11 protein-coding genes and 1 tRNA gene are annotated in these 13,416 nt (G+C 56.1%); 4 read left to right on the plus strand and 8 right to left on the minus strand.

The features are described 5' to 3' along the window. Positions 1 to 141: 141 nt before the first annotated feature. Positions 142 to 516: a hypothetical protein gene (locus tag AC2FID_RS19765; protein WP_496707093.1), complete on the minus strand. Its 375-nt coding sequence runs from the start codon at positions 514 to 516 to the stop codon at positions 142 to 144. 92 nt (positions 517 to 608) lie between these two features. Between AC2FID_RS19765 and AC2FID_RS19770 the strand changes: the two genes are divergently transcribed. Further along, the gene (locus AC2FID_RS19770; RefSeq protein ID WP_496838339.1) at positions 609 to 1,367 is read left to right on the plus strand and encodes an alpha/beta fold hydrolase; all 759 of its coding nucleotides are present in this window, start codon (positions 609 to 611) and stop codon (positions 1,365 to 1,367) included. Here AC2FID_RS19770 and AC2FID_RS19775 read toward each other — a convergent pair whose 3' ends face one another. The 6 genes from AC2FID_RS19775 to AC2FID_RS19800 form a co-directional block, all read right to left on the minus strand. Next, positions 1,368 to 1,556, minus strand: coding sequence for a hypothetical protein (locus AC2FID_RS19775; RefSeq protein WP_496838341.1), 189 nt, complete (start codon positions 1,554 to 1,556; stop codon positions 1,368 to 1,370). It lies immediately after the preceding gene. Between the two features lie 100 nt (positions 1,557 to 1,656). Beyond that, positions 1,657 to 2,028 (minus strand): rhodanese-like domain-containing protein, encoded by a 372-nt coding sequence (locus AC2FID_RS19780; protein WP_496838343.1) that lies wholly within the window; start codon positions 2,026 to 2,028, stop codon positions 1,657 to 1,659. 72 nt (positions 2,029 to 2,100) lie between these two features. After that, positions 2,101 to 3,453 carry an HlyD family type I secretion periplasmic adaptor subunit gene (locus AC2FID_RS19785; RefSeq protein WP_496699759.1) on the minus strand — a complete coding sequence of 451 codons (1,353 nt, stop codon included), beginning with the start codon at positions 3,451 to 3,453 and terminating at the stop codon, positions 2,101 to 2,103. Next, positions 3,450 to 5,528: a type I secretion system permease/ATPase gene (locus tag AC2FID_RS19790; protein ID WP_496838344.1), complete on the minus strand. Its 2,079-nt coding sequence runs from the start codon at positions 5,526 to 5,528 to the stop codon at positions 3,450 to 3,452. Before AC2FID_RS19790 ends, AC2FID_RS19785 begins: the two co-directional genes overlap by 4 nt. 251 nt (positions 5,529 to 5,779) lie before the next feature. Beyond that, positions 5,780 to 7,723 carry a type I secretion protein gene (locus AC2FID_RS19795; RefSeq protein ID WP_496761321.1) on the minus strand — a complete coding sequence of 648 codons (1,944 nt, stop codon included), beginning with the start codon at positions 7,721 to 7,723 and terminating at the stop codon, positions 5,780 to 5,782. Between the two features lie 128 nt (positions 7,724 to 7,851). After that, positions 7,852 to 10,503 (minus strand): hypothetical protein, encoded by a 2,652-nt coding sequence (locus AC2FID_RS19800; protein ID WP_496699762.1) that lies wholly within the window; start codon positions 10,501 to 10,503, stop codon positions 7,852 to 7,854. 601 nt (positions 10,504 to 11,104) lie between these two features. On the opposite strand from AC2FID_RS19800, the gene AC2FID_RS19805 reads away from it, so the two are divergent. Further along, entirely contained in the window at positions 11,105 to 11,854 is a 750-nt protein-coding gene (locus tag AC2FID_RS19805) for a helix-turn-helix transcriptional regulator (RefSeq protein ID WP_496707096.1), read from the plus strand. Then, positions 11,847 to 12,344: a hypothetical protein gene (locus AC2FID_RS19810; RefSeq protein WP_058272340.1), complete on the plus strand. Its 498-nt coding sequence runs from the start codon at positions 11,847 to 11,849 to the stop codon at positions 12,342 to 12,344. The genes AC2FID_RS19805 and AC2FID_RS19810 overlap by 8 nt, the downstream gene beginning before the upstream one ends. A gap of 8 nt (positions 12,345 to 12,352) precedes the next feature. On the opposite strand, the gene AC2FID_RS19815 is transcribed toward AC2FID_RS19810, so the two are convergent. After that, positions 12,353 to 12,438 (minus strand) — tRNA-Leu (locus tag AC2FID_RS19815). A gap of 236 nt (positions 12,439 to 12,674) precedes the next feature. Between AC2FID_RS19815 and AC2FID_RS19820 the strand changes: the two genes are divergently transcribed. Next, positions 12,675 to 13,157, plus strand: a complete 483-nt coding sequence (locus AC2FID_RS19820) for a hypothetical protein (RefSeq protein ID WP_282119964.1) — start codon at positions 12,675 to 12,677, stop codon at positions 13,155 to 13,157. Positions 13,158 to 13,416 lie beyond the last annotated feature (259 nt).

Below are 13,416 nucleotides of genomic sequence, written 5' to 3' on the forward strand. Positions count from 1 at the left end.
ATGGCGCGGTTGAAGCCAAGGTCAAAGCCGAGGTTGCAGAGCTTTGCGCTAAATTCCCGATCTATCCAAACCTGTAATCCACACAGGGATCACAAATCAGTACGGCGTCCAATGGGCGCCGTTTTTTTGTGGGGAATGCAGTCAGATGTAACCGCGCCAGCGCAGAACAAACACGGCCAAAGCCGCCAGCGCCAGAAATCCCAAAGCAAGAGCCCCCAGAAAGTTTAGAAACCAGCCCCAGCGGCGATCGGCCAGGTTTATACCGCTCAGATGGGTCTGAACCTCTTCCGATGCCTTGGCCAGTTTCGGAGTGTCCAGCACCAACCGCAGTTTAGGGTGCGAGGCCATCTGCTCCGCACCGGCCAGCATCATGGCCTGCTTGTATACGCGGCGTGGTAATCGGCGCTTGGCCTTGCGGACAGAAGCCGTCAGCGTCTGGTCCTTTACACCCAGCTTTTCACGCAGCAATTGTACCGTCTGCGCGATCTGGCTTTGGATATCTGTGGTTTGCGACATGACGTGGCCTCCTGCCTGCGCAATCTAACCTCACCCCACAGGGGCGACAATGGGGGCTGGTCGTTTCAAACGCACGCAGGTATCAAACCAGAATGCTGAACACGATCATTCACGGTGAACCGACCTCGAACCCTCCTCTGCTGATCGCGCATGGGCTGTATGGATCAGCCCGAAACTGGGGGGTTATTGCGCGCCGACTATGTGACGAAAGGCAGGTCGTTGCAGTCGATATGCGCAACCACGCCTACAGTGAATGGACCAATGAGCACGGTTATCCCGATTTGGCCGAAGACCTGGCGGAGGTGATCCTGCACCTCGGCGGCAAAGCGGATGTTGTCGGGCATTCGATGGGTGGTAAGGCCGCGATGATGCTGGCGCTGAGCCACGGAGATTTGGTGCGCAAGCTGATTGTGGCGGACATTGCGCCCGTTACTTATACGCACAGCCAAATCCAATTCATCGAAGCCATGCGCGCCGTGGATTTTTCAACGATTGAAAGACGCTCGGACGCCGAGGGACAGTTGGCGGCGCAAGGCGTCGAAAAAGCGTTGCAGAGCTTTTTCACGCAATCTCTGGACGTCAAGGGGAAGCGTTGGCTTCTGAACCTTGACACGCTGGCGGCCGAGATGCCCAAAATCATGGGCTTTCCGGAAACTGATGCATCCTGGGACGGCCCCGCCCTGTTTTTGTCCGGTGGCAATTCCGATTACGTCCTGCCCGAACATCGCAGCACCATCCGCGCGCATTTTCCCGCCGCACGATTTGCGAAAATCCCCGGCGCAGGCCATTGGCTGCACGCCGAGAAACCTCGTGAGTTCGAAGCCGCGGTCAGGACCTACCTGAACGCTTGATCAGGCTGCGTTCTCGTACAGTTTCTTCGCCACCAACCAAGACACTGGCAAGGCAGCCACACAGCCAGCCGCGGCTGCTGAAACGATTGCAACCGTAGACACCAATCCCGCGGACAGGACGGCAATAACGCCCGACCCGGCCAGAGCGGTTGCGATCAAAGTATACAGGATAGAGGCAAGGCGTAGCATCGTCAGTTGTCCTTTTGTCAGAAGCCCGATTATCGCTTTAGACAACTGGTATGCTATACGCCTTGATCTGCGTCAGATTTCAACGGACAGAGGTCAGAAATCAGGTCACTTCGCCGCCACCGTTGACCCAGTCCGGCAACCCACCGACGTTGTAAACCTTTTCATACCCCATATCTCTCAACAGCTTACCCGCCAGTGCCGCACGACCACCAGCCGCGCAATACAGCACGATTGCGCGGTCTTTGCGCAGCTCGGGGTCATGAGATTTCAGGGTGTCGTCAGCGCGGAATTCCAGCATACCGCGCGGGATATGATGCGCGCCTTGCGCACGGCCGGTTTGCTGCAGCTCTACCGCGTCGCGCACATCCAGCAACAAAGCACCCTGCCCGATCAGTTCCTTTGCTTTGATTGTGTCAATCCGTTCAACGGCAGCGTTTGCTGCCTCCATCATCTGGCCTACAGTCAAAGGCATAAAACGTCCCCTCTGGTGAATCTCATCAGAGGCTAACACGCTGGCGCAGGAAAGAGCAGGCCGATAAGGCTATCAATGTTCGCGGAAGGCGCGAGACATGCTGTCGGTCACAGGCTTTGCGATATAGGCCGCAAACGTGCGTTCCTCCGTCTGAATCATGATCTCGGCGGGCATACCGGGTGTGGGAATGAACCCACGTACACGGTCGATCTCGTCCGGTTCCAGCGAGATACGTGCCAGATAGACCTCTTGTGGAACACCTGCAGAGTCTTCCATCAACGCGTCCGCCGAAACATAGTAAACCTCGCCGCTTAGCACAGGAGTGGTTCGCTGGTTAAGTCCGACCAGTCGGACCGTCGCCAGCTGCCCGGTCACGACACTGTCGATTTCCGTCCGGGGGATCTGCGCCTCAATAATCAGGGGCGCATCCGAAGGCAGGATTTCCGCAATGGGTTCACCCGTTTCGATAACGCCACCAGCCGTGTGATAATGCAATCGCACCACCGTACCCGTGACCGGAGCGCGAACAACCGCACGGTCCAGAATGCTACGGGCCTGCCGGGACTTTTCGCGGACGCTTTCCAGATCAGCGGCAATCACGCCCAATTCGTCCAGAGCAGCCTCGCGATAGGCGGAACGTGTGCGAGATATCTGTTCTTCGTATTTCAGAATCATCTGGTTGATTTCGGCCGTTTCAGCCGTCAACCGCGCCTGTTGGCCCTCGGCCTCGGCCTGCACGCGACGGATCGTGTTGATGTCGCCCTTACGCACCAGCCCCTTTTCGAACAAGGCCTGTTTGGTTTCAAACTCTTCCTGCAGGATTTCAGAACGCCGGACCATGCTTTCCAACTGCGCCTCAAACCCGCTTGAACGAATTTTCAACGCTTCCATGTTGCGTTGCAGCAAAGCGATATCGTTCAGCAATGTCTTGCGAGAGACATCAAAGCTGATCTTTTGCCCGTCGAGGATAGCCATAACCTCGACATCGTCAGACGCCTCTATCAATTCCGGCGAAAACTCCAGCCGATCACGCTCATTATTTTCAGCCGACAAGCGTTCGGTCATAGCTTGCAGACGAGTCATGCGGATGAACAGTTCGCGTTCATTTGACTCGGCCGAGGTCTGGTCAAGGGTCATAAGAACCTGCCCCTTGATAACGGACTGACCTTCGATGACCTTGATATCGTCGATAATCCCCCCTTCAAGGTGCTGTACGATCTTGTTCTGCCCTGTCGCCACAAAACTGCCTTGCGCGATCACCGCCGCAGCCAGTGGCGCACGGAAAGACCAGATGCCAAACCCGCCAAAGCAGACAACCAGCAAAACGATACCGATTACAACAAAGCGGTGGATTGTGCGCGGAACCTCGGCATACCAAACGGTTGGGTCCTTGGGATCGTTGTTTACGGGTACAAGTTCGTTCATGCCGGTCCCCCCTGCTGCGACTGAATGCCGGGTCTGTTCCCACGCGAGGAGTTCAGCTGTTGCAGCACCTGCTCACGGTGACCAAACAGCGCCACGCGACCATCGGTCAGCAGCATGATCTTGTCGACAACACTAAGCAGCGTCGGTTTCTGCGTGATCACCACGACGGTGATCTTGCTTTCCTTGGCCTGCGCAATCGCCCGCGACAGCGCCTGGTCACCGGCAACATCCAGGTTCGAGTTCGGTTCGTCCAGAACCACCATGCGCGGATTGCCAAAGAAAGCGCGCGCCAGCGCGATACGCTGCTTTTGCCCGCCCGACAGCGGAGAGCCATCAGCCGCAACCACGGTTTCATATCCTTGCGGCAAAGTGGCGATCATGTTGTGCACATCAGCCAGAACAGCCGCGTCGTGGATTTGTTCATCTGTCGCATCGGCACGCATCCGGCCGATATTGTCCTTGATCGTACCGGGGAACAGTTGAACGTCCTGCGGCAGATACCCGATGCTCTCGCCAAACTGACGGGGGTCCCAGTTGCGGATGTCCATCAGATCCAGACGCACACTGCCGGATGTCGGCAGGATCGACCCAACCAGCGTTTTACCCAACGTGGTCTTGCCGGCGCCGGAATTGCCGATAACGGCCAGCGTTTCACCGGGGTTGAGCGAAAAGCTGATCCCATTCAGGACAACACGTTTGGTGCCGCCTGGGACGTAAAGCAAGCGTTCGACATCCATCCGCCCCTCGGGACGTGGCAGGCGCAGCTTTTCAAACTGAAGGGCTGAATTGGACAGAAGGTTTTTGATCCGACCAAACGCAGCCCGCGTCAGCAGGAATGAGTTCCAGCCTTCAATCGATCCTTCGATAGGCGCAAAGGCGCGCCCGGCGATGATCGAAGCGGCGATAACCATACCGCCTGTCATCTCACCCTGCAGCGCCAGATACGCACCCCAGCCCAGAATGGCGATTTGTGTCAGCAAGCGCACAGCCCGCGAGATCGCCGCGAAAATCACGTTCCGGTCCTGCGCCCGCACCTGCCATGTCAGGGACTGAGCCGTGTCGCGTCCCCAAATGCGTACCGCCTCGGGGATCATTGCCAACGCGTTGATGATCTGGCTGTTGCGCGCCATCGAGTCGAGGTGCAGGTTCGCCATAGATTGGGATTTGTTCGCCTCGGCAAAGGGCTTGGCGGTCATTTTCTGGTTCACTATCGCGATAATCATCAGCAACAGCGCGGTGACGATGACGATTGATCCAAGCTGCGGATGTACCAGGAAAATCATCAGGATGAACAGCGGAGCGAAAGGTACGTCAAGGAACGAAATCAACGTCCCTGACACCAGGAACCCGCGCACTTGCTGCAAATCGCCCAACGTCTGGTATTCGCGGCCGTTGCCGTGCAGCGACGCATGGGCCGCCGCACTCAAAACCGGCGCGCCCAGCCGCGCGGCCACCTCGACCGCAGTTCGCATCAGAATAAAGCGTCGCACCGCATCAAAGGCCGCCTGAAAGATCACTGCCCCCGCAACAATTGCGGTCAGCATGATCAGCGTATCCAAAGACCGGCTAGTCAGCACCCGGTCGCTGATTTGAAACAGGTAAATCGGGATGGCTAGGATCAGAATGTTGGTTGCGCAGGTCAGAACCAGAACAAATGCGAGATTGCGCCAGATCGCCTTTAAAGAGACGCGCAGCGTATTTTGGAAATCCTCTGGCGGCGTGCGTTTGTGAAATGTCTGGGGTGGCCCATTGCCGTCACCTCCGCCCGTTTTTCGGAGTTGCATCGGCTCGTTCGCCTTAGCCTCGATAGTGGCACCTATGTGTTCACCGCCCTTCGAGCGCGTTTGGGGGGTCACCCGCGCTGTCGTTTCCGTGGCGGTGTCAGGATCGGGGCTTTGGGCTTCTTCGGCCACCCCAGCGTCGCGGCCCTGGGCATTCTGATCTTTAGCGGGCTGCGACTGTTCGCGCCGGGGGGAAGCCGCGGCACGAATTGGTGGTTCCGATCTGGGTTTGGTCGCCTGCTTTTTGGGCTTCACAGCTTTAGCGGCGACCGCATCATCCTTTTTCGCAGTCATCTTTGGACTGTCCTTTGGATCTGGCACACGCATTTCTTTGTTCAGGCGCAAACTTTGCGCCTTAGCTGTTTTTGGTTGGGGTCCATCGCTGCCATTTGGCTGCGCGGGAGTACCAACGCCCTCAATATCAAGCGGGCTGGCATCAGGAGAACGACGCGACGAAAAAACAATCGACATTTTAAAACTTTCGGAGCACTCGCAAAAAATACAGTCTTTACGCTAACACGGTTTGACTTAAACGGGTAGAAAATTCACGCCAACATGGTTTGCATCGCATCATCGGTGCTGGCAATTTCAGAAGGCGTAAGGTTCGATTGTGCCTGTGCGATAGCGTTTTCGCCAATCGCTGCAGTCTCTTCCATAAGCACAGCAATGGCTTCATTGGCCAACTCAGAAGCGTCTGGCACTTCGGGTATGTCAAGCAACGAGGCCTGGTGCAACAGCAGTTCCGAATACTCGCCGCCCGCCGCCATAACCGTTGAGTCGACACCGACTTTGGTAACGTTGGCTGCATTTAACAGGGCATTTCCGGCCCCGTTGACCACCGCATCAACGGCAGCGGCAGCATCAACCGAAAGATCGTCCTGATCTTGCAACAATGTGACCTGTTCGACCGAATTGATCTGTACCAGATCGCCTTCGATCTTCAGTACGCGGATCAATTCCATTCCGGCATAATCGGGATTGGATGTCAGCGCGTCTTCAAACGCCTCGCGATCAACCTGCTGCAGCGGCATGGCTTCGGCATGGGCCATGTCCAGCTCTTCAACCGTGTCCTCGCCTGTCGTTGTCAGAGACGCCTGGTTCATGACCAGATTGTCGTCACCTTCTGCCGGCTTGCTACCGTTGCCATAGACGTCATCATCCAGCAACGCGATAGTCTGGTGCAGCATATCGACCGAAATCATGTTCCCGCCGATCATGATCAAGTCATAGAAGTTGCCCAACTGAACGATGTTTGTAACGTTGCTCAAAACGTTTTCGCCCAACGTGAACAAGCTGGTCGAAGCTGAGATTTCCGTGCTGATCTTGTCGATATCGGTGGCGTCAATCACCTGCTTGATAAAGTTCGTGACCCACAAGTCGCCTTGTATCCACGTGACCGAGACGATCGGATCCGCACCTGGTTCTGCAGCATCGTCGTCTTGCCACCACTGTTCGTTGGCTTCGGTCCCGATGTATGACGCCTGAACCACATTCGTGTCGCTTTGCACACCGGGTTCACCCTGGTCGATGTCGGACACGACTGCCACCTGGCTGACAACCGTTAAGCTAACGGACTTACCACCCACTGCGATGACCGGCGCGTCGACCCAGGCTACTGTGATGGCAACCTCGTTGACCGCAAGGTTTCCGCCCGCAATGACCGTATGGCCCTCGCCGAACTCGTCGTCATCCGAGCGGTCCCATTCGGCCGGCAACATGTCCGGCGCATCATTTTCGTCCTCGTCTTCTTCAGTCTGATGGTGTGCCGGAAGAAGATCGTTCCAATCCGGGATTTCCTCGACCACTTCGCCATTCACGATAACACCCAGCGCGTCTTCGCCGTGGAACTGATGGATGGTCACGCCTTCGATTTGCGAAATCATCGGCGACTGCATCTGCTCGGCCAAACTTTCCAGGTATTCCAGTGACTTGTAGTCTTCAATATTCAGGGAAGGCGTAGCAATAGCGTGCATCGACAGAGCGACATCCAGCATCTGCTGGCCTTGTGCGATCTGGATTTCGACATCGCGGAAATCGCCATGTCCGACCACGTCGTTGTCGCTCATGACAATTGTCTGGAAGTTATAGGTCACGGCCGAGCCGATGATGAGCGGCGGGACCTGTGGGTCCAAAATCAATGTAGCTGTCTGTGCTTCACCAAACTGAGCATCAGGAATGTATGGGGCGGGTCCAAAAGCCGAACCGGAAAACACTTCGGACATCTCCACCGGCCCGTCGGGCATCGGCGGCAAAGGTAGGTCGGAAGGGGGCGGCAGAAGCATATAAGGGAGCGCATCATAGTCGCCCGGATCGAGTTTCAGATCTGCTTTGACCCGGATGGACATCGGGTCTTCGAGTTCGTCCAAGTCGTTCTTGCGCCGAAGCGCGGTAAATTCTTCGTACTGCTCCCGCAGGCGGGATTGTTCAATGGTAAGCTGAAAGGTTCCAACAAAATGCGCAATCGTTTCTGTAATACTGTCGAGAGACATATCGGTTTCCTTTTCCCCGCCCCGGCCTAAAATTTCCGCTTTGGGTTTGTTGTGCCGAGGCCACCTGTCGCGGCCTCGGCAGTTTCATCAGATGGTCGGGGCCCGATAATTCGGGCCCTGACTGCGACTTATACGTCGTTGTCGTCGCTGTTGTGGGTCGCGGTCATCGAACCACCAACCATGGTCGTATCGACTGAGTTGCCAAGAACGTTGGCACCCATGACGATCGACTGGTTGAACGCCGATGTGTCGACCACGGCAGCTGCCGAAGCGTAGGACTCGCCGTTGACGATTCCGTCGCCCTGGTTGCCCGTGCCCCAGGATCCAGCGTTGCCGCCGGTTCCGCCAGCACCCGAGTATGCACCCGAAGCAGCGCCACCATCGACGTCAGCACCGTAGGTTTCACCACCGTTAGCCGTGCCTGCTGCACTGCCAGAGGTTCCACCGTATCCGGCACCGGCACCGCCGCCGCCACCTACACCTGATTGTGCTGCACCAGTGGCGCTGCCCATTCCGGTCGAGGTTGCGTCGTTGTCGGACATCGCGTCGCCGCCATACCCGGCAATGGCCTCTGCCATGCTGTCAGCCGAACCATCAGTGTCAGCCTCCGAGAAGACGTCGGACATTCCACCGTCGCCGGCAGTGTTCACCGCATCTGCAGAACCGGCACCAGTGCCCGAGGACATCGCGTCCTGCTGGACAGCACCGCCGCCGCCACCGACACCGTCAGCGGTCGCAGTACCGGTACCATTGGACTGTGCCCAACCATCGACATCGTTGGTTCCACCGTCACCGGCATTGTTTTCCGCACTCTGGTTGTTGTCGGCTTCACCGTTGGCGTCGCCTGGCGATTGCGTAACGACCGGACCTTTGGCGTCCTGATCACCTACGCCCTGAGCATCGGCTTGCGAGTCAGCTTCACCGCCGTCTGCACCAGCATCGCCTCCGGCACCACCGACACCAGCTGCGCCTGTGCCGTCGCCACCGTCGCCGTTGCCGCCGTCAGCTGCACCGCCGACACCTGTAGCACCGGCACCGCCGACACCAGTACCACCGGTACCCGTACCGCCTGGGCCGTTGCCACCATGGGCATCGCCGCCAACGCCAGTAGCACCGTCACCACCGTCGCCGTCGCCGCCATCACCACCAGGGCCGTTGCCGCCGTCACCAGCACCACCAACACCAGGGTTGCCACCGTTGGTGTCACCACCGCCGTTGCTTGCGCCAGCTGCGCCATTGTTCTGACCAATCAGGCCGTTTTGCTGGTTCAGAGCTGCAAGCGCACCGTCGACTTGACCGGATGTTCCTCCAGTACCGTCGCCGCCGTCACCGTCGCCGCCGTCACCGTCGCCGCCTTCGTCGCCGTCGCCGCCGTCGCCGTCGCCGCCATCGCCTTCACCGGCAGTTACTTCACCAGCGTCGCCGTCGCCACCTGGGCCGTTGCCGCCGTCACCGTCGCCGCCGTTGCCGCCGTCACCGTTGCCGCTGTCGGCATCACCGCCGTCACCGCCCTCGCCGTCGCCGTCACCGCCGTCGCCGTCACCGCCGTCAGCGTCACCACCGTCAGCATCTGCATCTGCTTCCGAACCTGCACCCGCAAGGCCAAGACCGATGTTACCACCAGATGTGGAGTCACCGTTTTCGGCTTCGGTTTCGCTTTCGTTCAAAGCACCGCCAAGGTTGCCAGCCAGACCGCTTCCGCCGTTTGCGTCATCGGCTTCCGATTCATTGTCAGCTTCGGAATCGACTTCAGTGTCGGCTTCAGAGTCATTGTCTCCGCCTTCCGATTCTCCGTCGTTGCTGGCCCCGGAGAGGCCCAGTCCAACACCAAGTCCAATCGAACCAGCGTTGCCACCGTCGCCACCATCGCTTTCGATGTCGACTTCGGTTTCGCTTTCATTTTCGGCATCCGATTCAGCGTCTGCGTCGCCACCTTCACCGCCGGTGCTGTCACCATCCGCATCTGCTGCAGAATGTCCGACTCCCAGACCGAAGTTCAGTGCGTCACCGGAGTCACCACCGTTGCCGCCATCGCCGTCACCGTCGGCATCACCGCTATGACCACCAAAGGCCGCTGTGTGCCCGCCGTAGGTTTCGCCATAAGCGTCACCCGCAGTGGTCTCGCCACCATCGCCAGAGTTTCCGCCATCAGCACCTGCGCTGATGCCGTCGCCAGAAGATGCGTCGCCGCCTTTGGCATCGCCCATCTGCTTGAAGGTACCGTCGTTGTTCACTTCGGCGTTTTCAAGAGTATCGTCATCGCTCAGGTTGGCATACTGGCTGTTGATCGCCGACATTGCAGTGGTCGTACCGCTCATGTCGATGTCCAAGTTCAGATCATCGCCGGGATCATAGTCAATGTCGCCACCAGCGGTGATCACATCACCAAATTCTGAACCGTTAGCGTCGATGTCAACGACATCATCATCGCTCGGCATACCTTCTTCGCCGAAATCGATGTGAACCCAATTTGAGTTGTCATTTTCATTGTCACCGTTGGTCTGACCTTGACCCTGGTGCTGGCCTTGATCCTGGCCTTGGCCCTGTTCCTGGTCTTGACCCTGACCTTGCTCATTTTCGACCTTCGTCTTCTGAGCTTGCTCTTGATCCTGACCTTGACCCTGTTCGTTGTCGACTTTGGTCTTCTGTTCGGTGTTTTCAAGTTCGATGTCGGCTTCTTCTACATCGACATCGGCATAAATCGGAACATAGACATCGCCGGTGTTAATTTCTTCGACGTCTACAACGTTATTATGATTTTGATTACGTCCACGTGACATATTATTTTCCACTTATAAAGCGCACGGGCCATCATTCATCTACAAAACGGCTACTGGCGCGGTTGAAACTAGGAAAAACACTCAGGCGCAAAACGCGCATGTGTGCGGTCTCGTTCAGTGAAGTATCTCCCACCCTCCTTTCTCGGCTTAGCCGACTTCGTGTCTGCGGTTATGACTCGCGGAAATGCGCGATTCGCCGACACATCAGGAATTAAGACTTCAAAATAGAAGCAGACTCATGGTTACAGGCCGAGGGCGAACTGCATAGCTACCCTAAAGCACTAGAACGCTCAGTGCCTTGTTTTCATTGCTCTAAATCTATGGTTGGTAAAAATGCCCGCTTTGTCCGCCTGCGTGACAAGATTGAAACCAGCAGTTTAGGAAAGCCAACGATTTCTTCTACTTAAGCGGGAAGTGGTATAGGTAACCTAGCCGAAAGTATTAGAACTGTTTTTTGTAAACCTGCCATCAGCGTTGATGAAACTTGTACTTTCCGCTATAGTGCAGCTCTATACAGTAAATCACTTCAAATTCTGCACTACGAGTACTGGTTACAATTTCGCCGCATTTTTCGCGGTGTGGGTTAATTAAGGGGGGAATAATGGGCATTCCGTTTCAGGATAGTGCTATTCCAAACAATTCTAATCCCGAAGACTTCTCGATCAATTTCGTCGGCAAAGAACTCTTCTATTCAGACCAAACGATCCATGGTGTTCAAACCGAATTTGGCGTGGTCACGCGCCGGATCGAAACAATTGACGTGCTGCCTGCGCCAAGCCGCTTGGACGTTGGAGCAGGAAAGGTGGTCGTCGTCGACCAGATGATGCTGGACGATCTGTTGAACCGACCGCAGACCTATATGGAAATCGCGGGATCAGGCAGCTTGGCCTTTGCTTATCGCAAGGAAGAAGCTGCCCGGCTCGCATTCGAAAAGTGGGATCGCGGCAAATTCGGCGACATCGGATACCTGCCGATGAACGTCGCGCCGGATGTATGGCGGTCTATTTTACGCCTGCTGTTACATGAAGAGCTGTACCTGCCGTGTTTTCTTGCGGATTGCGTGGCGCATGCACCAACGTCGTCAAACCGCGCGCCGGTAGCGACATCAAGACCCAGCGGTCTCCACCCGACATACTCAAAGCTGACGCGCCGGGAAAAGCAGGTGCTCAAACTGGTGTCAAAAGGTCAAAGCAACAAGATCATCGCATCGAACCTGGGTATCACCGAACACACGGTCAAACTTCATATGCACAACGTGGCGGGCAAGATCGGTGTCAGTAACCGGACCGCAGCTGCGCAGTTTTATTTCGAGGTTGCGCCGGACGAAACGCGAGAGCTGCCCGTTGACTGACGATTTCGAAGCCCGGTTTGACCGCCTGATCCTGCTAGTCGGAAAGTTGAACTACATGTGGACCAACACGGAAAGCCTGTTGATTCACCTAATCGCCGGGTTGACCCGCACCAACAAGGATATCTCGGTCATCATCTTTCTGACGCTGAACACGACCCGCGCCAGAATTGATCTGGTCGAGCGGCTGGCCAAGATGGAAGGCCGTCCGCCAGACATTCGTGACCCAATCCTTAAGCACACGCAGCGTCTCAGCAAGCTTTCGGGAATTCGGAACAGATACAACCATTGCATCTATTCCTTCGATCCCGACAGCGGCAATCCGAAGACAATCCTGATGCGCATTGCGGACCGGAAGACGGACATCAAACTGGGCCGCCAGGATACGGTTGATGAGGGTGCGATGAAAGAAATCGAAAAGGTGGTCGACCAGCTTTCTGTGGCGAATCGGGATTTGTGGAAACTGATTAACGATCTTGGGTTTCCGGCTTAGAAATGCGCTGGTGCGGGCGGTGGGACTCGAACCCACACGGGCGTACGCCCTTCAGATTTTAAGTCTGATATGTCTACCATTCCATCACGCCCGCTCAGCGTGCCAAGCCTCTGTTGGGCCTCAGGAACTCAGTAAGGCCAACAGATCACGAATTCAATGCGTTTCACCTGAGAAACTTCGGCGTCAAAACGTCCGGGTATCCCCTTCATTACCCATGCCGTTCCATCACCGCGATGCATCAATCACTTTCTCTTGGGTTGCATGACTCTTGCTTAACCTCCACTTGGAGTTAGGCTACGCTGCAAAGCAGAAAAGCAATTGAGTTACATCGTGAGCACCGAGCAAAAATCCTTTGATGATCGTATCGCGCAGATAAATAAACGCACAAAAGAAACGGCAAGTAGGAATCCCAAACCCAATACTGATAACATATGGAAACGCCTCGCCTATCCAGGCGCGTTCATTGGGGCTTTTGTGCTTGGCTCCATGGTGGTTTTCCTGACCCGTTTTATTCAGTTTCAAATGGTAGGTGTGCCGGAAGCTGGCAAAGTAAACACACAGGATTTTATCGGTATCGCGATGGCCAGTATGGCGGGTATGGTCATTTCGATGTTTCTCAGGGACAAGCAAAAGGAGTTCGCAAGCGCCAGTACAGTTGGCGTCTTGTTAACTACTTTCACGTTCCACAATCTGGTTTGGGCCTATCCCGTTCAATTCGAACGGATGTATAGTGAGGACTGGGTTGAGTTCATGCAAAAGATTACCGAGCCCTCCAGCCTTTACGTCTTTGGCATCACTATCGGCTTAACCTGAACATCAAGCGCCGATAAGGTCGCCATTTTTTTGGCGAACTGCTCCTGCAGGAACTCAAAGCTAAATACATTTACTTTGATGCCGCGCGTCCATCGTTATCTTGGGAGGTTTGGTGAACCCGGAAAACCTAAGTACCGAGGGTCGACGGATCGATGCTAACTTCTGTGGCTAAGCGTGTCGCGCCATTCGAAGTGGAATTTTGTTTCACAGTATCAACCGCCAACAAGAAACTAGGGCATTCGCGCTGACGGCACCCCAG

This window comes from Ruegeria sp. CDSC068 (genome assembly GCF_059610545.1).